Source organism: Neisseria subflava, from assembly GCF_005221305.1.
In the GTDB taxonomy this organism is placed as follows: domain Bacteria; phylum Pseudomonadota; class Gammaproteobacteria; order Burkholderiales; family Neisseriaceae; genus Neisseria; species Neisseria subflava.
This window is the reverse complement of the sequence record NZ_CP039887.1, coordinates 530,506-550,960: the sequence shown is the minus strand read 5'-3', so window position 1 is coordinate 550,960 and position 20,455 is coordinate 530,506. Positions and strand designations below refer to the sequence as shown.

General features: G+C 50.2%; 19 protein-coding genes and 1 pseudogene. 13 read left to right on the top strand and 7 right to left on the bottom strand.

Annotated features, from left to right (window positions below):
- Together FAH66_RS02765 and FAH66_RS02760 are read right to left on the bottom strand one after the other, a co-directional pair.
- Positions 1 to 1,383: an MFS transporter gene (locus FAH66_RS02765; RefSeq protein ID WP_003685608.1), complete on the bottom strand. Its 1,383-nt coding sequence runs from the start codon at positions 1,381 to 1,383 to the stop codon at positions 1 to 3.
- 201 nt (positions 1,384 to 1,584) lie between these two features.
- On the bottom strand, positions 1,585 to 2,208 hold the full coding sequence (locus FAH66_RS02760) for a lytic transglycosylase domain-containing protein (RefSeq protein WP_039863563.1): 624 nt from the start codon (positions 2,206 to 2,208) through the stop codon (positions 1,585 to 1,587).
- 173 nt (positions 2,209 to 2,381) lie between these two features.
- Here FAH66_RS02760 and ppx point away from each other — a divergent pair, with 173 nt between their 5' ends.
- From ppx to FAH66_RS02740, 4 genes are all read left to right on the top strand, one after another.
- Complete coding sequence (gene ppx / locus FAH66_RS02755; protein WP_137040608.1) at positions 2,382 to 3,890, top strand: exopolyphosphatase; 1,509 nt, start codon at positions 2,382 to 2,384, stop codon at positions 3,888 to 3,890.
- A gap of 87 nt (positions 3,891 to 3,977) precedes the next feature.
- Complete coding sequence (gene rbfA / locus FAH66_RS02750; RefSeq protein WP_003685554.1) at positions 3,978 to 4,349, top strand: 30S ribosome-binding factor RbfA; 372 nt, start codon at positions 3,978 to 3,980, stop codon at positions 4,347 to 4,349.
- A gap of 67 nt (positions 4,350 to 4,416) precedes the next feature.
- Positions 4,417 to 5,331, top strand: coding sequence for a tRNA pseudouridine(55) synthase TruB (gene truB / locus FAH66_RS02745; protein ID WP_137040607.1), 915 nt, complete (start codon positions 4,417 to 4,419; stop codon positions 5,329 to 5,331).
- Between the two features lie 22 nt (positions 5,332 to 5,353).
- Complete coding sequence (locus tag FAH66_RS02740; RefSeq protein ID WP_137040606.1) at positions 5,354 to 5,980, top strand: NAD(P)H-hydrate epimerase; 627 nt, start codon at positions 5,354 to 5,356, stop codon at positions 5,978 to 5,980.
- Between the two features lie 49 nt (positions 5,981 to 6,029).
- Here the strand turns inward: FAH66_RS02740 and FAH66_RS02735 are convergent, their stop codons facing one another.
- Positions 6,030 to 6,389, bottom strand: a complete 360-nt coding sequence (locus FAH66_RS02735; RefSeq protein ID WP_137040605.1) for a CrcB family protein — start codon at positions 6,387 to 6,389, stop codon at positions 6,030 to 6,032.
- Between the two features lie 81 nt (positions 6,390 to 6,470).
- Positions 6,471 to 7,148, bottom strand: a complete 678-nt coding sequence (locus tag FAH66_RS02730) for an energy-coupling factor ABC transporter permease (protein ID WP_208648081.1) — start codon at positions 7,146 to 7,148, stop codon at positions 6,471 to 6,473.
- Between the two features lie 164 nt (positions 7,149 to 7,312).
- Between FAH66_RS02730 and FAH66_RS02725 the strand changes: the two genes are divergently transcribed.
- The 4 genes from FAH66_RS02725 (at position 7,313) to FAH66_RS02710 (ending at position 12,166) form a co-directional block, all read left to right on the top strand.
- Positions 7,313 to 10,366, top strand: a complete 3,054-nt coding sequence (locus FAH66_RS02725) for a DNA translocase FtsK (RefSeq protein ID WP_137040603.1) — start codon at positions 7,313 to 7,315, stop codon at positions 10,364 to 10,366.
- Positions 10,367 to 10,739: 373 nt separating this feature from the next.
- Positions 10,740 to 11,432: an aquaporin Z gene (aqpZ, locus tag FAH66_RS02720; protein ID WP_137040602.1), complete on the top strand. Its 693-nt coding sequence runs from the start codon at positions 10,740 to 10,742 to the stop codon at positions 11,430 to 11,432.
- Positions 11,433 to 11,579: 147 nt separating this feature from the next.
- Entirely contained in the window at positions 11,580 to 11,912 is a 333-nt protein-coding gene (locus tag FAH66_RS02715) for a general secretion pathway protein GspG (RefSeq protein WP_137040601.1), read from the top strand.
- On the top strand, positions 11,900 to 12,166 hold the full coding sequence (locus FAH66_RS02710) for an NF038104 family lipoprotein (RefSeq protein WP_137040600.1): 267 nt from the start codon (positions 11,900 to 11,902) through the stop codon (positions 12,164 to 12,166). The genes FAH66_RS02715 and FAH66_RS02710 overlap by 13 nt, the downstream gene beginning before the upstream one ends.
- Positions 12,167 to 12,237: 71 nt before the next feature.
- Here the strand turns inward: FAH66_RS02710 and radC are convergent, their stop codons facing one another.
- Complete coding sequence (radC, locus tag FAH66_RS02705; RefSeq protein WP_070633389.1) at positions 12,238 to 12,912, bottom strand: RadC family protein; 675 nt, start codon at positions 12,910 to 12,912, stop codon at positions 12,238 to 12,240.
- A 37-nt stretch (positions 12,913 to 12,949) separates the two neighbouring features.
- Complete coding sequence (locus FAH66_RS02700; RefSeq protein ID WP_137040599.1) at positions 12,950 to 13,603, bottom strand: IS1595 family transposase; 654 nt, start codon at positions 13,601 to 13,603, stop codon at positions 12,950 to 12,952.
- Between the two features lie 509 nt (positions 13,604 to 14,112).
- Here FAH66_RS02700 and FAH66_RS02695 point away from each other — a divergent pair.
- The 5 genes from FAH66_RS02695 to trxB all read left to right on the top strand — a co-directional run bounded on the left by FAH66_RS02695 (position 14,113) and on the right by trxB (position 19,608).
- Positions 14,113 to 15,237, top strand: coding sequence for an ABC transporter ATP-binding protein (locus tag FAH66_RS02695; RefSeq protein ID WP_070823535.1), 1,125 nt, complete (start codon positions 14,113 to 14,115; stop codon positions 15,235 to 15,237).
- A gap of 15 nt (positions 15,238 to 15,252) precedes the next feature.
- Positions 15,253 to 16,218 carry an ABC transporter permease subunit gene (locus FAH66_RS02690; RefSeq protein WP_070592028.1) on the top strand — a complete coding sequence of 322 codons (966 nt, stop codon included), beginning with the start codon at positions 15,253 to 15,255 and terminating at the stop codon, positions 16,216 to 16,218.
- The gene (locus FAH66_RS02685) at positions 16,218 to 17,105 is read left to right on the top strand and encodes an ABC transporter permease subunit (protein WP_063076460.1); all 888 of its coding nucleotides are present in this window, start codon (positions 16,218 to 16,220) and stop codon (positions 17,103 to 17,105) included. Before FAH66_RS02690 ends, FAH66_RS02685 begins: the two co-directional genes overlap by 1 nt.
- 148 nt (positions 17,106 to 17,253) lie before the next feature.
- On the top strand, positions 17,254 to 18,549 hold the full coding sequence (locus FAH66_RS02680; protein ID WP_137040598.1) for an NAD(P)/FAD-dependent oxidoreductase: 1,296 nt from the start codon (positions 17,254 to 17,256) through the stop codon (positions 18,547 to 18,549).
- Positions 18,550 to 18,657: 108 nt separating this feature from the next.
- On the top strand, positions 18,658 to 19,608 hold the full coding sequence (gene trxB, locus FAH66_RS02675) for a thioredoxin-disulfide reductase (protein WP_137040597.1): 951 nt from the start codon (positions 18,658 to 18,660) through the stop codon (positions 19,606 to 19,608).
- A gap of 209 nt (positions 19,609 to 19,817) precedes the next feature.
- On the opposite strand, the pseudogene FAH66_RS02670 reads toward trxB, so the two are convergent.
- Positions 19,818 to 20,426: pseudogene (locus FAH66_RS02670) on the bottom strand (IS5 family transposase); the annotation flags it as partial.
- Between the last annotated feature and the right edge of the window lie 29 nt (positions 20,427 to 20,455).

Genomic DNA, 20,455 nt, shown 5'->3' with positions numbered 1-20,455 from the left:
TTACACTCCTGTGATAATTTTTTCGGCGGCCTCTTGGTCAAATCCTTTTTGCAAGGCCTTGATATAAATGGTTTGTTTGTCTGCGCTAAAGCTAATGCTTTCAACGCCTTCAATTTCGGTCAATTTTTGGTAGAGCAAATCCGGATTTTGTTGCCATTCGGCGTTAAGCGGATAGCTGAGGTTTTTGACAGGTTTCGGTGCCGGCGAAATGACTGCCAATACCAGCCACAGCAACATCAATACGCTACAAAAGGCAAATACGCCTACAAAACCGTATTTTTGGAATAATAAACCACCGGTTGCGCCGCCGACAAACAAACCGACCGACTGCATGGTGTTATACACGCCCATCGCGGTGCCTTTCAAATCGGACGGAGCGATTTTCGACACCATAGACGGCAGGCTGGCTTCCAATACATTGAAACCAATAAAGTAAACAATCAGATAAGCGGTAATCAACCATACCGAGTGCATTCCAAACAGCAAACCGATTTGCGCCGCGGCAATGCAGACAATACCCAGGATAAACACTTGTTTGAGTTTGTTGCGCGTTTCGCCGACGATAATCAGCGGCACCATAATAATCAGGCCGGTAATGGTTGACGGCAGATAGACTTGCCAGTGATGGATTTTTTCCAAACCCAACTGCGTCATGGCAAACGGCAATGCGGTAAATAAAGCCATTTGCGCCGCATGCAAGGCAAAAATACCGAAGTCGAGATTGAGCAGTTGGCGGTTTTTCAATACCTCACCCATACGCGAAGGCTGCGCCTGCGTGTCTTCGTGCATTTTTGACACTTCGGGATCAGGGGTCATCCAAGCAACCACGCCGATACTGATTACAGTCAGAATACCGGTCAGCGCAAACAGGCCGGATACGCCGATAAAGCTGGCAATCATCGGCGCAAGCACAAGGCTGACGGAGAAGGTCAAGCCGATACTCAGGCCGATCATCGCCATCGCACGCGTCCGCACTTCATTACGGGTCAAATCCGCCAGCAAAGCCGTTACCGCCGCACTGACGGCACCCGCGCCTTGAATGGCACGCGCGGCAACCAACATCTGCAGGCTGTCGGCAACTGCGGCCAAAAAACTACCCGCCGCAAACACAATCAAGCCGGCATAAATCACTTTTTTACGGCCGAACTTATCGGAAGCCATGCCCAAAGGCAGCTGCAGCAAAGCCTGTGTCAGCCCGTAAATACCCATCGCCATACCGACCAGCGCTTTATTGTTTTCTGCGCCAGGCAACGAAGCGGCATACATCGCCAAAACAGGCAACACCAAAAACATCCCCAACATACGCAGTGCGTAAACGCCGGAAAGTGTGGTACTGGCACGCCATTCGTGCGGAAACATTTGAATGCGGTTATCTCTTGCCATAAATAATGTTTCAGACGGCCTCAAGTTTGCGCAAGGCCGTCTGAAAGTGTGAATTAACAGATTTTCTGATTATACAGGATTCAAAGGAATTGCATGGGGTCAAATCGCAAGCCATTTATCGCAAACCTGCTTCATCTATATAAAACGGTTCCAACAAAAAACAACGTCACGCAAGATCTGCCCTATCCCATTTATCCCGAATCAACCCCACTGCCATCTATTTCGCCACGCGCCTAACACGGCATTCGGATATTTGTTACTACCCAAACTGCCGTTAAACCTTGCCAAAGCGCGGACAATATTGCCTTTTTCGATATTGTTGTAATGGCGCAGAATGGTGCAACCATAGCGCAGATTGGTGCGGATATCGAAAAGGTTGTGCGACGGATTGCCGATATAGTTTTTCCAAAACGGCATCACCTGCATCAAACCGCGCGCGCCCACGCCGCTAATGGCATATTGGCGAAACGCGCTTTCCACTTCAATCAAACCCAAAATCACTTGAGTATTGAGTCCGGCACGACTGCTTTCGTATTGAATATTAACCAACAAACGGCGGCGCTCGCCCTCATCGGGAATAAAGCGTGCCAATCGGGAAGACATCGCCGCCAACCAACGCTCCCCTTCCCTCGAATCGGCAAACACCAGCCGCGCAGGGCTGGCGCTATTAATCGAACTGCGCATCACGGAAGCCACATCATCGGCCAGCGTTTCTTCACGTTGCGCCCCCGCCCATGCGGTCGCAGGCGTCAAAAGCATGGCTCCGCCGACTTGCAACAGACGGCGGCGCGATAAAAATAAGGAATCTTGGTTTTCCGATTTCATGTGTTTTCTCTTTTTAGGCCGTCTGAAAAGTTCAGACGGCCTTTGATATACTTGCTTAAAATCAGCATTATAAAATACATCTATGAGCAGAATCAAAGAGCTGTATACCTTTTATTGTCAAGTGATACCGCCTCAAGTAACATTTAGGTTTTTCTAATCAACCGGTATTTTTTATGACCACCACTCCCGCCAACGTTTTAGCTTCCGTCGACTTGGGTTCCAACAGTTTCCGCCTGCAAATTTGTGAAAACAACAACGGCCAGCTGAAAGTCATCGACTCGTTCAAACAAATGGTTCGCTTTGCCGCCGGCTTGGACGAACAAAAAAACCTGAGCGAAGCCTCTCAAGAACAAGCCTTGGAATGTTTGGCAAAATTTGGCGAACGCCTGCGCGGATTCCAACCTGAAAACGTGCGCGTGGTGGCCACCAATACTTTCCGCGTCGCCAAAAACATCGCCCAATTCCTGCCCCGTGCCGAAGCGGCGCTGGGTTTCCCCATCGAAGTCATTGCCGGCCGCGAAGAAGCGCGTCTGATTTACACCGGCGTAGTGCATACCCTGCCACCTAAAGGCGACAAAATGCTGGTTATCGACATTGGCGGCGGCTCGACCGAATTTGTCATCGGCTCGGATTTGCAACCACTGACCACAGAAAGCCTGCCTTTGGGCTGCGTAACGTACAGCATGCGCTTCTTCCAAAACAAAGTGACCGCCAAAGATTTCCAAGCCGCCGTTTCCGCCGCGCGTATCGAAATCCAGCGCATCAGCAAACTGATGAAGCGTACCGGTTGGGATTTCGCCATCGGCACGTCCGGTTCAGCCAAATCCATACGCGACGTTTTGGCGGCCGAATTGCCACAAGAAGCCGACATTACCGCCCAAGGCATGCGTTATCTTGCCGATAGGATTATCGAGGCCGGTTCGGTTAAAAAAGCCAAATTTGAAAACCTCAAACCCGAACGCATCGAAGTTTTTGCGGGCGGATTGGCCGTGATGATGGCCGCTTTTGAAGAACTCTCGCTGACCAAAATGACCGTTATCGAAGCCGCCCTCCGCGACGGTGTGTTCTACGACTTAATCGGCCGCAGCCTCAATGTCGATATGCGCGAACAGACAACGGCAGAGTTCCAAAAACGCTACCACGTCAGCCTCAACCAAGCCAAACGCGTTGCTGATACCGCACAAGCCTTCATGAACAGCCTGTGCCACGCCAAAAACGTAACCGTTCAAGAACTTGCCCTGTGGAACCAATACCTCAGCCGCGCAGGTCGTTTGCATGAAATCGGCTTGGATATTGCCCATACCGGTTATCACAAACACTCCGCCTATATTCTCGAAAACGCCGATATGCCGGGCTTCTCACGCAAAGAGCAAACCATTTTAGCGCAACTGGTTATCGGCCATCGCGGCGACCTCAAGAAAATGGCGGACATTATCGGCAACAACGAAATCATGTGGTGTGCTGTATTGTCCCTGCGCCTGGCCGCCCTCTTCTGCCGTTCGCGCCTGCCGCTTGATTTGCCGCCGCAAACCCAGCTTCGCGTCGATGAAAACAACCACAGCTTTATCTTGCGCATCAACGCCCAATGGCTGGAGCAACACCCCCTCATCGCCGATGCGCTGGACTACGAAAGCGCGCAATGGCAAAAAATCGATATGCCTTTCTCGGTTCAAGCACAATAAACCGCGCTCCGTTATAATAGGCAGCTTTTCAAAATCCAAACCGCAGGCCATCTGAAAACGACAGCCTGCCATACATCAAGGAAAACCATGAGAAAACCACAACGCGGCTACGCCCGCCAAGACCGTGTCAAAGAACAAATCATGCGCGAGCTTGCCGAACTCGTCCGCACCGGCCTGAAAGATCCGCGTGCAGGCTTCATCACCATCAACGAAGTCGAAGTCACCCGCGATTACAGCCACGCAACCGTGTTTTACACCGTCCTTGACGACAGCACACGCGACATTACCGAAGAAGCTTTGGAACACGCCAAAGGCCATTTGCGCAGCGAATTGGCCAAACGCATCAAACTCTTCAAAACGCCTGAGCTGCACTTCAAATACGACGAATCACTCGAACGCGGCATGAGCATTTCCAGCCTGATCGACCAAGTGGCAGCGGAAAAACCGGTTGAAGACTGATTGATTAAAACACGCAGGCCGTCTGAACCCTTTCAGACGGCCTGAACATTAATATTCCCTAATTAATATGACCAATAAACCCACCAAACGCCCGATCAACGGCGTTCTTCTTCTCGATAAACCTGAAGGTCTTTCCAGCAACACCACCCTGCAAAAAGCACGACGCTTGTTCCGTGCCGAAAAAGCCGGGCATACCGGCGTACTCGATCCTTTGGCCACAGGGCTTTTGCCTGTTTGTTTCGGAGAAGCGACCAAGTTCGCCCAATATCTGATTGATGCCGACAAAGCCTATACGGCCACGCTGAAACTGGGCGAAGCCAGCAGTACGGGCGATGCAGAAGGTGAAATCGTTGCTACCGCACGCGCCGATATTTCATTGTCCGAATTTCAGACGGCCTGCCAAGCCTTAACGGGCGATATCCGCCAAGTGCCTCCCATGTTTTCCGCCCTCAAGCACGAAGGCAAACCGCTGTACGAATACGCACGCAAAGGCATCGTTATCGAACGCAAAGCGCGCGACATCACTATTTACTCCATTGATATTACTGAATTTGATGCACCCAAAGCTGTGATAGACGTACGTTGCAGCAAGGGCACTTACATCCGTACCCTCAGCGAAGACATCGCCAAACACATCGGCACATTCGCCCACCTGACCGCCCTGCGCCGTACCGAAACCGCAGGCTTTACCATTGCCCAAAGCCACACGCTCGAAGCCTTGGCAGAATTGGACGAAGCCGAACGGGATGCCCTGCTGCTGCCTTGCGATGTCTTGGTACAACATTTCCCCAAACTTGAGTTAAACGACTACGCTGTTACCATGCTCAAACACGGCCAACGTCCCCAGTTTACCGAAGACATTTCCGCCGAGCAGCCCTTCTGTGTGTACAGCCGAGACGGCACATTTATCGGACTGGTGGAATATCAAAAAGAAATAGGCCGTCTGAAAGCCTTGCGCCTGATGAATACCGCCGACAAATAACTTCCTGCAAAGAGAGCCGATCATGAAAGTCTATACCGCCGCCCAAATGCGCGAACGCGAGCAAGCAGCCGTCGATAAAGGCACAAGCTTCTACCAACTGATGGAAAATGCCGGCAGCTCTGCCGCCCGAGACCTCATGCAGCGTCATCCTCAAGCCGGACGCGCCCTGATTGTTTGCGGCAAAGGCAACAACGGCGGCGACGGCCTAGTCATGGCAAGATATATGCAGGCGCAAGGATGGCACATCGACATTCTGTTTTCACTCGGGGAAAACCTCTCCCCCTTGGCTCAAACTAATCGCGAACGCCTCAACAGTTTGCCCCATATTGAATTGATATCCGTACAAGAACTGGCAGGCCGTCTGAAAAAAGGTTACGACATCATTATCGAAGGCATATTCGGCACAGGCTTCAGCGGCGCCCTTCCAACCGAAATCGCCGCTCTCTGCCGCCAACTCAATCATTCAGACGGCCTGAAAGTCGCCCTTGATATCCCCACCGGCCTCAACTGCGACACCGCCGAAGCCGATCCCGATACATTCCGCGCAGACCTGACCTACACCTTTGCCGCCTACAAACCGGCACACTTAAGCGAATCCGGCAAAACCTATTGTCAAGAAACCGTCTGTTTGCCTATTGGCATTGATTAAATACCTATAGAAAATAACGGGGTGCAAAATTGCACCCTGTTATTTTTGCTTACTTCCAAATCTGCGCCAATTTAATCCCCAGCGCCGTCAAACCAAACGAACCGAAAACATGCAGACAGCTTGCCATCGCAGCCATACCCCAACGTTGCGCCTGCATCAAACCCACCATCTCCACTGAAAAACCTGAAAATGTGGTTAAGCTGCCGAGAAAGCCGGTAATCCAAAGCAAACGCCATTGCGGATCGGTTAAGAGTTCCGCCAATACGCCGATCAGCAGCGCGCCCAGCCAGTTTGCCGCCAATGTACCGATAGAAAAAGGCGCAGAAGACACCAGCACCAAGCCAAACAGCCAACGCAATACAGCCCCGACAGCGGCACCGCAAACAATGGGAAAAATATAAGCAAACATAACAAGTTAAACATTCAATTCAAAAAACAGGCCATCCGGTCATTAGGCCGTCTGAAAACCAAGCAAGGATGCCTTCATATCTTATTGCCAAATCTTAGGCGCGGATTTCAAATACCTGTCGTCATCAAAAGTACAAATCCATTGCGGCTTGAGCGCGATAAAAATAGCTGTTGAAATACCGCTCAAAAATGCCTCTGCCCAAGCGATTAAGAAGAAAACAGGAAAAGCGGTTTTCCATAATACCGCCGTATCAAACACATCTACCCAGTCCAACAAACCAACCAAAATTACGCCGGTAAACACCATGCCGACCGCCGCAGCCCAAAAACCATTCAGAAAAATAAAGATAAAGATATTGGCAGGCAAACGCAATACCCAATGGCGGAAACCCAAGTTTACCAACAAAGGCGGAAGCAATACGGACAAGGCATTAATGGGGAACATATGCCAATCGCCCCAAAGCCACAAATACGGAAAAAACAGTAAAACGCCAAGGCAGAACGCGGCAGAGGTGCCCAGCATTAAAGCCGCCAGGTTTAAAGCAAGCAGATGATAGCTCATGCCGGCCAGTTGTCCGCTTTCCGGGGAAGCATTCAAACTCCAAGCCAGCGGCAACATCACGGCAGCCACCAAGAATGCGGAACGATGCTGCGATACCGACACCCATGCCTGCTTTGCACACAAAGCAAAAATCACCAGCAACACAGGCCATGCCGCCATCACGACACCAACGGGAAACCATCCGTTTTGAAAAATCATCATCTCATCCGCAAAATGTTCAGACGGCCTATTATACGCGTCTCAAGCCACAGCTTTGACAATCCTGTTTGCCTTTGCCGTTAAAGCTTGTTTCGGCTGGTTTTGTTTACCCGAAAAAAGCGTTAGAATAACGGACTTTGCCGTTTAATTAAGGGGATGGACGCATGCTTTGGACAATATTGGCTTTAATTCTGCTGGCTGTCATAGCCGGCTTGTTCTGGTGGCGCCAGAAACAAGAGCAAAAGTGGCGCCATGAATTGGCCCGACTCAGTGGCGACGAACAAGAAATAAACGAAGAAGACAGCCCGGTCGGTTTTTTCGACCAACTGGACAGCCTGAAACGTTTGTTCAGCATGAACAAGCGCACTGCCGACAACCATAAAATTGCCCGCATCCGCCTGCTTTACGCGCTCGAACACAATAAAATGCAACGCGCCGAAACAAACGAAGAGCACGCAGCAGAGTCGTTTTCCGAAGAGCCGGAACACATCGCAGCTACCGAAGAAGAAATCAAAGTTGCGCCTAAAACCCGCAAACCTGCCAAACCAGAACGTATTCCTAAAATCACGCCGTTTGCACAAATGGAAACGCCCGAATACAGCCCATCTTTGGTGCAAAACAGCAATTTTGAAGAAATCACATTAGAAGAAGCCACACGTTCCCTGCATGAAGCAGCGGTTGAAGAATGGAACGAGCATTTGGCCGAAAAAAATGCGCCAATTTACAAAGACGAAGTCGAAACCCCATTATTGCGCGCTTCATCCCTGCCGATGACCGGCATGGAAATCATCGACTATAATGACCCTATCTTGCGCCGCACACGCGAACGTGCCTTGGCGCGTGCCAATAATGTCCGCGTGGCAGAAGCCAATGCGCCGCATATCGAAACCGTTCAGACGGCCTTAAGAACTGCCGAAAAAGAAGCCATCCTCCCCTATACTTCCATGCAGGCATTCCCTTCTGAAATCCAAGCGGAAGATATTCACAACAACCTTGCCCGCCGCACCGCCGCCCGCCACAAACTGGCCGAGGCCGTCGCCCCATTACGCGGCTACTCTCCGCGCACCATCGAAAATGACGAAATTTTGGCCAACTTGGGACAAATCAGCCGTCCTGCCAGCTTGCGCCGTCAAGTTCGCTATACCGAAGCGGCCGCCGAAAGATGGGCGCGTAAACAAGCTGCCACGGAAGCTGTTGCACCACGACCTGCCGCACCGGCAACGCCGTCCCGTCCGAAACCGGCTGCGCCTGTTAAAAAATCCCCTTATATCTCCCGACCTGCCACGCCAAACGCAACCGTAGTCGAGCCGCCTGCCGTACCGGTTGTCCCTATGGCTAAAACCGATATTCCCGAGCCGCCTGTTTTCCAAACCTCAATCGCGCCAATTGATATCCCCGAGCCGCCTGCTTTTGAACATAAAATCCAAGTACCGATTTTTGATGCACAAGTCAATGCGCATGTCAGCAATCAGCCTGAACGCAGTATCCACGATTATTTAATCAGCGAATCTGCCGTCGAAGAAACGGAATTCGATAGTGAGCCGGAAGCAACTGTACAACCGGAAGCAGAAGCTATTCAAGCGGTTGAAGCTATTGAACCCGTTGAATCTGTTGAAACAATCTCAAGGCCGTCTGAATATACACAGACAGCCGTTGAAACGCCTGTTCAAACCGTAGAACCAAGCGTTCAAGAGAGTACGCCAAGCGTAGTTCATCCAACTTCGGCAACACTTACCGATGCACGCCTGCCGACTACCGCCCTGCTTCTGCCGCCGCAATTTGACCCAAGCGCATCGCAAACTGAAGAACAGTTGTTGGAAAACAGCATTACCATCGAAGAAAAACTGGCGGAGTTCAAAGTCAAAGTCAAAGTGATGGATTCCTATTCCGGCCCGGTCATTACGCGCTACGAAATCGAGCCTGATGTCGGCGTGCGCGGCAGTGCCGTTTTAAACCTCGAAAAAGACTTGGCGCGCTCGCTTGGCGTGGCTTCCATCCGCGTGGTGGAAACCATCCCCGGCAAAACCTGCATGGGCTTGGAATTACCCAATCCGAAACGCCAAATGATCCGCCTGAGCGAAATCTTCAATTCGCCTGCGTTTACCGAATCTAAATCCAAACTGACTCTCGCTCTCGGCCAAGACATTACCGGCCAGCCTGTTGTGACAGACTTGGCCAAAGCGCCGCATCTGCTGGTTGCCGGTACGACCGGTTCGGGTAAATCCGTAGGTGTGAACGCCATGATTCTGTCCATGCTCTTCAAAGCAACGCCTGAAGACGTGCGCATGATTATGATTGACCCGAAAATGCTGGAGCTGAGCATTTACGAAGGCATTCCGCACCTGCTCGCCCCCGTCGTGACCGATATGAAGCTGGCAGCAAACGCCCTGGACTGGTGCGTCAACGAAATGGAAAAACGCTACCGCCTGATGAGCTTTATGGGCGTGCGCAACCTTGCCGGTTTCAACCAAAAAATTGCCGAAGCCGTCGCGCGTGGCGAAAAAATCGGCAGCCCGTTCAGCCTCACGCCTGAAAACCCTGAGCCATTGGAGAAACTGCCGTTTATCGTGGTCGTGGTAGATGAGTTTGCCGATCTGATGATGACTGCAGGCAAGAAAATTGAAGAACTGATTGCCCGTCTTGCCCAAAAAGCGCGTGCAGCCGGCATCCATTTAATTCTTGCCACCCAACGCCCAAGCGTGGATGTCATTACCGGCCTGATTAAAGCCAATATTCCGACACGCATTGCCTTCCAAGTGTCCAGCAAAATCGACAGCCGCACGATTCTTGACCAAATGGGCGCAGAAAACCTGCTCGGCCAAGGCGATATGTTGTTCCTGCCACCCGGCACCGGTTATCCGCAACGTGTACACGGCGCGTTTGCTTCCGACAACGAAGTACACCGCGTAGTGGAATATCTGAAACAATTCGGTGCGCCTGACTATATCGACGATATTTTAAGCAGCGGTTCGACCGAGGACTTTACCGGCACCAGCCGTAGCAACGACAGCGACCTTGACCCCATGTATGACGAAGCCGTTTCCGTTGTCTTAAAATCGCGTAAGGCCAGCATTTCCAATATCCAACGCCAACTGCGCATTGGCTACAACCGTGCCGCTCGCTTGATTGACCAAATGGAAGCCGACGGCATTGTTTCACCGGCGGAAAACAACGGCAACCGCACCATCTTGGCGCAAAGCAGCGACCATCTGGATTAATTTATCCTTGTTTAAAATTAAGGCCGTCTGAAAACTTTTCAGACGGCCTTTTTAAATCAGATAATGGGTTCAGAGATTCCAATTAAATAAGCAAGCAAATAAGTAATCTGTAAACGGCATTTCTTACAAAACCAAATGCTTTTGCATTAACGGTATTTGCTTCTCTATCAAATAAACTCAGCCTCAATAAACAAAATTCGACCTGCAAGATATATCCCTCTATCCATTCGTCGCCATTTTCAAACGGCCTTTTGTCAAGACCGGAAAAAACAGGTAAATCCGTTTTTCGATTAGAAACAATATTATCGATTAGAAACAATATTATTATGATTCATGCCTTCGGCAACACCCCACCCTTTACGAGGAAAAACAAATGAAAAAATATTTTGCAGAATTTTTCGGCACTTTCTGGCTGGTATTCGGCGGCTGCGGCAGCGCAGTTTTGGCAGCAGCCTACCCAGAACTTGGCATTGGCTTTGCCGGTGTCGCTTTAGCATTCGGTTTGACCGTACTGACCATGGCTTACGCCGTTGGCCACATTTCCGGCGGCCACTTCAACCCTGCCGTTTCCGTCGGCCTTTTCATCGGCGGCCGTTTCAACGGTAAAAACTTGTTGCCTTACATCGTATCCCAAGTTATCGGTGCGATTGCCGCTGCGGGCGTTCTGTATCTGATTGCTTCCGGTAAAACCGGTTTTGATGCTGTTGCTTCCGGCTTTGCCAGTAACGGTTTCAGCGAGCACTCTCCTAACGGTTACGACATGATGGCCGCTTTGCTGATCGAATTCGTACTGACCGCATTCTTCCTGATCATCATGGGTTCTACCGACAAACTGGCTCCAGCCGGCTTTGCCCCTATCACCATCGGCCTGGGTCTGACCCTGATTCACTTGATCAGCATTCCTGTAACCAATACTTCCGTTAACCCTGCACGTTCTACCGGTGTTGCCTTGTTTCAAGGCGGCTGGGCTGTTGAACAGCTGTGGTTGTTCTGGTTGGCTCCTATTGCCGGCGCAGCAGTTGGCGCAGCTATTTACCGCTTCGTTTTGGCTAACGACGACAAATAATCTTGACGGAATGACATTCCCGGTGCGGCTGACACTCTAAACTGACCGCACCCAAGTTGCAGAGACACAAACGCACCGCTTGACTCAGACGGTGCGTTTGTTTTTGCCATGTTACAATACTTTCTTTTCTCACATTCTCAAACCATAATGCAAACCTTACCTTTTCAAACCGATATCGCCGCCAGAATGCTGGTCAATACCGAAAACGAAACCATCCATCCCGATGCCGTATTCGTACAAACGCAAAACGGCTATTGGATTGCTTGGCACAACCAACAGGCCGCCCTGCTTGCCCCCGACACACCACCCGATATCCCCTGCTTTTGGGTAGAAGGCGCAGAAAGCCTGGAAGAGCTGGTAAGCATGGTAGAAAACGGTGAATTTGACGAAGTTGAAGAATTTGACGGCGATGATGATGCTTGGCAAGAAGCACTCGGATGCGGCCATCATCACGAAAGACACTGCGGATGCAGTCATTGAGATGCACAAAACGCCTGATTCCGGCATTTGCCCTTTGCCTGACGCTTAACGGCTGCGTTGTAGGCGCGGCTGTCGATTTGGCCGCCACAACCGTTCTGACTACCGGAAAATTGGTTGTCAAAGGAACGGGGGCAGTGATTGATGCCGCCATTCCCGACGGTAAAAAAGACAAGGATAAAGAAAAAGAGAAGGAAAAGAGCAAAGAAAAGCCAAAATCGGAAGAAATCATCTATAAGGAAGAGTCCTCCAACTAAGTAACGCAATAATCCTTCAGACGGCCTCAGTAAGGTAACCAATCCTACTGAGGCCGTCTGAACATTCATCCTTACATATAGCCCTGTTCGCGCAAAGAGCAGGTTTCTTTTGCCGTCACGATAAAATGGTCCAACAGCGTAATATCGACCAAACTTAAAGCCTGTTTCAAACGCTCTGTAAACTGTACATCAGATTCAGACGGCCTTGCCGAACCGCCCGGATGGTTGTGTGCCAAAATCAAACTGTCGGCATATTCATCCAATGCCAATTTGACAATTTCACGGATATAAACCGTATTTTCCGCCACCGTACCGCGCGACAATTCCCGTACCGCAATCAATTGATTTTGACGATTGAGCAGCAAAGCAACACTGACCTCGATTTTTTCATGCCCAAGGTGCAGGCGCAGATAATCCGCAACCGATTTCGGGTTTGACAAAACAATCTGCTCCTGCAAATCTTCACCCAAAATCCGCCGCCCGATTTCTTTGACCACTGCAAACTGAGTATAACTCGCCAAGCCCATGCCCTTATAAGCAGAAAGTGTTTTGGCATCCGCACTCATCAGCTTCCCCAAGCTGCCAAACTCACTCAACAAATAACGCGCTAAATCGACCGCGCTCATACCGCGCGTTCCAACACGCAATAAAATTGCCAGCAACTCCGCATCACTCAACGCCGCCGCACCATGCGCCAAGAGCTTCTCGCGCGGCCGCTCCCCCTCGGGCCATTCTTTGATACTCATATTTTCCCTTTTATTTTGGGGCTGACGTAGATTAGCCCTAAATTCCACACCATTTTTGCAGGATTTTAAGCTGTTGAGACGGTGTGCCGAAATTAAATCGAAATTCGCATTCTTTCAAGAACAGCGGGAAAGATTTGCGATCGATTCCGTTGTATTTGCGCAAGACGCGTTTTGCCTGATTCCAAAAATTTTCAATGCCGTTAATGTGGTTCTGACGGTCTGCAAATTCCTTGGAATGGTTGATGCGGTAATGAATAAAACCGCTTACGTCCAACTTGTCGTAGCTGCTCAGGCTATCCGTGTAAACAATGCTGTCCGGCATGATTTTCTTTTTAATGACAGGGAGTAACGTTTCAGACTTGGCATTATCCACCACAACGGTATAGACCCGTCCATTGCGTTTCAGAATGCCGAAGACAACCACTTTTCCTGCCGCACCGCGACCGCGTCTGCCTTTGCGCCGTCCGCCGAAATAGCTTTCGTCCAATTCAATAGAGCCCTCAAAAACCTCATCGGCAACCAAGGCCAGATAATGGCTGATAACCATACGAATTTTGCGGTAGAACAGAATAGCGGAGTTGGGCTGAATGCCCAAAATATCGGCAGCGGAGCGGGAGGTAACTTGGAGTACAAAAAATTCAAGTAGTTTCTTTTGAACTCTCTTTCTTAATTTACAATTGGTTATCTGCATTTTCGTATGCCTAGCATAACTGCTAATCTATGTCAGTCCCTTTATTTTTTATATAGCGGATTTAGTTTCAATTTTGAGCAAACCGCCCCGCCCGATATAAAACGTAATCCATTATGGTTTTAGTAAATAAATGCAATTTGCGTATTTTATTCTATTTTGAATAATTATTTAAGACATATAAATAACAATTAAGCCACTTTGTGCAGAAAAACAACGTTACCCATTTTTACTATCGTGTTTCCCTGCCTGCCTTTCCTTTCATATTTGTTTCAAATCAGCCGATACAAGCAATTTCATATTGCCCCTATGAGGCTTAGGCTAATATAATATCGAGTTTGCCGAGAGCAAAAGCTTAGGCTTAAACTGCTTTCTATCCACGCTGCCCGTGCGCTTTACAAGAGTTTCAGACGGCCTCCGTCCGACTCCCGCCAGCAATCAAACAGCTTTTTATCACCCATTCGAAAATCCGTTTTGCCGGTACTCGTCTTTCTTTTTGGAGTATTGCCATTATGACCGCAACCACTGCGTCTTCAGCCAAACCTTATCTGCAAATCCAAGGCTTGGTGAAAAAGTTTGGTGACAATTACGCTGTCGATAACATCGACTTGGACATTTACCAACATGAAATCTTTGCCCTTTTGGGCAGCTCAGGCAGTGGCAAATCCACGCTGCTGCGCATGTTGGCAGGCATGGAAAGCCCAAATCAGGGCAAAATCATTCTCGACGGCCAAGACATTACCAAGCTTGCTCCGTACGAGCGCCCAATCAACATGATGTTCCAAAGCTATGCTCTGTTCCCACACATGAGCGTTGAGCAAAACATCGCTTTCGGTCTGAAACAAGACAAAATGCCTAAAGGCGAAATCGACGCCCGAGTGGAAGAAATGTTGCGCCTAGTGCAAATGACCAAATACGCCAAACGCAAGCCGCACCAACTATCCGGCGGTCAGCAACAACGTATCGCTTTGGCACGCAGCCTGGCGAAACGTCCTAAAATCCTGCTGCTTGACGAACCTTTGGGCGCACTCGATAAAAAACTGCGCCAACAAACCCAACTGGAATTGGTCAACACGCTGGAACAAGTCGGCGTAACCTGCATCATGGTTACCCACGACCAAGAAGAAGCGATGACCATGGCGACCCGTATCGCCATTATGTCTGACGGCCAATTGCGCCAAGTCGGTACGCCTAGCGACGTATACGATTATCCTAATAGCCGCTTTACTGCCGAATTTATCGGCGAAACCAATATTTTTGACGGCGTCGTTGTTGATGACCGCGCCGATTTCTCCATCGTCAAATGTGACGGCTTGGAAAACCACGTCCGCATCGACCACGGCTTGGGCGTTCCGAACGACCATGAAATTTGGATCAGCATCCGCCCTGAAGACATTGATTTGCACAAAGAAAAACCAGAACACTTAGGCGCGCACAACTGGGCTCAAGGCACAGTCAAAGAGATTGCCTACCTGGGCAGCTTTGCGATTTACCACATCAAACTCGCCAACGGCCGTGTCGTTAAGAGCCAAGTTCCCGCACCTTATTGGTATGTGCGCAACATTACGCCGCCGACTTGGGACGAGACCGTCTATATCAGCTGGCCTGAAAACCAACCGACACCTCTGTACAGTTAATTTGAGGGAAATGCAATGGACCTTAAAAAACTGAAAAAGAAACTGTTTCGCCGCCCTGGACAGCGTGCAGTTATTGCCGTGCCGTATATCTGGCTCTTGGTGCTGTTTCTGATTCCGTTCGCCATCGTATTGAAAATCAGCTTTGCCGAACAAGAAATCTCCATTCCGCCATTTACGCCGTTGACAACGATTGATGAAGATTTAGGCCGTCTGAACATTGCCATCAGCTATCAGAACTACGCCGACATCTTCCAAAATTTTTGGAATACGCTCAATCCGTTTGGCGACAGTGAAAACAGCAATATCTATCTGATGACCTACTGGTCTTCGATTAAGACTGCGCTGACAACGACTATCATCTGCCTGCTGATTGGTTATCCGACCGCTTATGCCATTTCACGCGCCAATCCGGCTGCGCGTAACGGCCTGCTATTGGCAATCATGCTGCCTTTCTGGACCTCTTTCCTGTTGCGTGTTTACGCATGGATGGGCTTATTGGGACACAACGGCATCATCAATAATTTCTTAATCAAATATGGAATCATCAGCGAGCCTTTAGACCTGTTCTACAATGCTTTCTCGCTGAATTTGGTGATGGTTTACGCCTATCTGCCGTTTATGATTTTACCGCTGTACACACAACTGGTAAAACTGGACAACCGTCTGCTCGAAGCCGCTTCCGACTTGGGCGCAGGTCCGATCAAATCGTTCTTTACCATTACCCTACCTTTATCCAAAACAGGCATCATCGCAGGCTCCATGCTGGTCTTCGTTCCAGCCGTCGGCGAATTTGTGATTCCTGAATTGGTGGGTGGTTCTGAAAACCTGATGATCGGTAAAGTATTGTGGCAGGCATTCTTCGACCAAAACAACTGGCCGCTGGCTTCTGCAGTCGCCGTCGTCATGGTTGCCCTGCTGGTTGTACCGATTGCCCTGTTCCAGCACTATGAAAACCGCGAATTGGAAGAAGGAGGCAAATAATGCAAAAAACCAAATTATCCTGGTTCTTGAAACTGATGCTCCTGCTCTCGCTGGCATTCCTCTATATTCCGCTGGTGGTTTTGGTCGTCTATTCTTTCAATGAATCCAAACTGGTTACCGTTTGGGGCGGTTTCTCAACCAAATGGTACGGCGCATTGATGGAAAACGACACCATCTTGGAAGCGGCCTGGCTGTCATTGCGTATCGCCATCGTTTCCTCGCTTGCCGCCGTAGCACTCGGCACATTGGCTGGTTACGCCATGGCGCGTATCAAGCGCTTCCGCGGCAGCACCCTGTTTGCCGGTATGATTTCCGCACCTATGGTAATGCCTGACGTGATTACCGGTTTGTCCATGCTGCTGTTGATTATTCAGGTGCAAATGTTCCTGCAAGGCAGTGAATTGCTGCAATCGCTCTACTTCGATCGCGGCTTCTTCACCATCTTCCTCGGCCACACCACGCTTTGCATGGCGTACATTACCGTCGTTATCCGCTCGCGCTTGGTGGAATTGGATCAATCCTTGGAAGAGGCTGCAATGGACTTGGGTGCCCGTCCGCTGAAGATTTTCTTCGTGATTACCCTGCCGCTGATTGCCCCTGCGATTGCTTCCGGCTTCCTTTTGGGCATTACCCTGTCTTTGGACGACTTGGTGATTACCTCCTTCCTGTCAGGCCCGGGTTCATCGACATTGCCGCAAGTGATTTTCTCCAAAATCAAACTCGGTCTTGACCCTCAGATGAACGTTTTGGCAACCATCCTGATCGGTATCATCGGTACGCTGGTTATTGTTGTTAACTACTGGATGATGCGTCAAGCAACCAAACGGGAACGCGAGGCTGCCGAAGCCTACCGCCAAGAAAAATTGGCAGCCGAGAAAGCCGCCTAATATGCAGACAGGCTGTCCGATAAAGCGTCGGAACAGCCTGTTTTATTAACTGCATCTTATCCTTTCAGATGGCCTGAACCCAAACCCACATTCCAGGTCGTCTGAAAACCAATTTCAATGAAGTGAAAACTAACCTAAAGCTCAAATCATGATCAATCCCAGCTTCAAAGAATACCTTCCCTCCTACTATGTCAGCACGGCCAATCCCCATCCGTCTTATCCGACGCTTGAAGGCCGTCTGAAAACTGAAACCTGCGTTATCGGCGGCGGCCTGTCCGGCTTATGCACCGCCCTACCGCTTGCTGAAAACGGCCATGAAGTCATCGTACTTGAAGCCGCCCGTATCGGTTTCGGCGCATCAGGCCGCAGCGGCGGACAAGTCATCAGCGACTTTGCTTGCGGCATGGAAGAAATCGAAAAGCAAATCGGTTTGGAACAGGCACAATGGTTCTGGCAGCAATCTCTGCAAGCCGTTGAACTGGTTGACTCGCGCATTCAAAAACACAACATCCAATGCGATTGGCAACGCGGCTACGCTACCGTCGCCGTCCGTCCTCAGCATTGGGAAGAATTGCAACAATGGCACGAACACGCCCAAAAACATTATGGTGCAAGCCATTACCAGCTTTGGGATAAAGCCACGCTGAAGCAGCAACTTGCCAGCGATATGTATCAAGGCGCGCAATTTGATCCTTTATCAGGCCACTTACACCCGCTCAATTACACCCTGGGCATTGCTAAAGCGGCAGCCGATGCAGGCGCACAACTTTTTGAGCAATCCCCGATGACGCGTATCGAGCCATGCGATAACGGCTGGCTGGTTCATACGCCCAATGGCAGCGTTGAATGCAAAAACCTCGTTTATGCCGTCAACACTTATGCAGGCTTACACCCGAAATTCAAAGTATTGGAACAAAAAGCCATTGCAGTCAGCACCTTTATCATCGCCACCGAGCCTCTGGGTGAGCGTGCCAAAGACCTGATCCGCAACAATATGGCCATCTGCGACAACCGCCACGTCCTCGACTACTACCGCCTCAGCGCCGACGGCCGCCTGCTCTTCGGCGGCAAAGACAACGAGTTTATCGACGATCCTGACCGCATGACCGAACTCGTCCGCCAAGACATGCTGAAAGTTTTCCCGCAACTTGCCGATATCAGAATCGAGCATTCTTGGGGCGGCGAATGCGACATCACGCGCAATCTCGCCCCACATTTCGGCCGCCTCGCCCCTACTGTTTTCTACGCCCAAGGCTATTCCGGACACGGTATGGCGATTACCGGCATTGCCGGTTTGGCGATTGCCGAAGCCATCATGGGCGATGAGGGCCGTCTGAAACCTTTTGAGCAACTGCGCCACAGCAATATCATTACCCAGCCTTTCCTGCGCAAACTCGGCTCTTTCCTCGGCTCAAAATACTATCAATGGAAAGACAGCCACTAAACCCAAGCAACAAACATATTTCAGACGGCGGCAGATTCAAGTAAAATTCAGGCCGTCTGAAAGCTTAGATACGACAAAATTCAATCATTCATCAGCAAGGAAACCATCATGAGCAACCATCACAAACTCATCATCCTCGGCTCCGGACCTGCCGGCTATACTGCCGCCGTCTATGCCGCCCGTGCCAACCTCAACCCTGTGATCATTACCGGCGTTGAGCAAGGCGGACAACTGATGACCACCACCGAAGTGGACAACTGGCCTGCCGATGCAGGAGGCGTACAAGGTCCGGAACTGATGGCCCGTTTCCAAGCCCATGCCGAACGTTTCGGTACTGAAATGATTTTCGACCAAATCCACACCGTTGATTTGCAAAACTGTCCGTTTACCCTCAAAGGCGATATGGGCGAATACACCTGTGATGCGCTCATCGTTGCTACCGGCGCATCCGCCAAATATTTAGGTTTGCCAAGCGAAGAAGCCTTTGCAGGCAAAGGTGTTTCCGCCTGCGCAACTTGTGATGGCTTCTTCTATAAAAAACAAGATGTTGCCGTAGTAGGCGGTGGCAATACCGCTGTGGAAGAAGCCCTCTACCTTGCCAATATCGCCAACACCGTTACCCTGATTCACCGCCGCGACAGCTTCCGTGCTGAAAAAATCATGGTGGACAAACTGATGCAACGCGTCGAAGAAGGCAAAATCATCCTCAAGCTCAACAGCTCGGTTGATGAAATCTTGGGCGACGAAAGCGGCGTTACCGGTGCACGCCTGAAACACAATGACGGCAGCACTGAAGAAATCGCTGTAAAAGGCGTTTTCATCGCCATCGGCCACAAACCCAACACTGATATCTTCAAAGGCCAACTCGATATGGATGAAACCGGCTACCTGAAAACCAAAGGCGGTACCGGTGACAATGTCGGCGCAACCAATATCGAAGGCGTATGGGCGGCAGGCGACGTCAAAGACCATACCTACCGTCAAGCCATCACCAGCGCAGCTTCCGGCTGCCAAGCCGCGCTTGATGCCGAACGTTGGCTCGACCGCCACGGCGTATGAGCCTCTAAGCTACGCCCTATTCTTTAAAACATAATCAAAAGGCCGTCTGAAATTTCAGACAGCCTGAGACCTTTGCAAAATTCCTTCCCCCAACAGCCGAAACCTAAACACAGGTTTTCGGCTGTTTTTGTTTCAAATATCCACTGATTCTACTCAGACACCCCCTTAATCCCCCTTGGATACCTGATAATCAGGCATCCGGCTGCCTTTTAGGCAGCAATAGGCGCACTTAGCCTGTTGGCGGCCTTCAACAGGTTCAAACACATCGCCTTCAGATGGCTTTGCGCACTCACTTTAATCAGCCCGAAATAGGCTGCCTGGGCATAGCGGAATTTACGGTGTAGTGTACCGAAGCTTTGTTCGACCACATAATGGGTCTTCGACAAATACCGGTTACGTTTGGTTTGCGCTTCCGTCAGCGGACAGTTGCGGTGGGCTTTGCGCATAATGCCGTCCTGCAGCCGACGCTCTTCTAGATGTTATCGGTTTTCCTCACTGTCATAGCCTTTGTCGGCATAGACGGTCGTACCTTTGGGTAATCCTTCCAACAAAGGCGATAGGTGTTTGCACTCATGGGTATTGGCGGGGGTAATGTGCAGTTTCTCGATATAGCCTTCCGCATCGGTACGGGTATGTTGTTTGTAACCGAGTTTGTAGAGGCCGTTTTTCTTTGTCCAACGGGCATCTTTGTCTTTGCTTGGTGTGGTTTGGCCGCTGACTTGTCCTTCTTCATCGACTTCTATGGCCTGACGCTGTTTGCTGCCGGCGGTCTGAATAATGGTGGCGTCAATGACGGCGGCGGATGCTTTCTCTATTTGAGACCTTTTAGCGGGTAAATTGCTCTCTA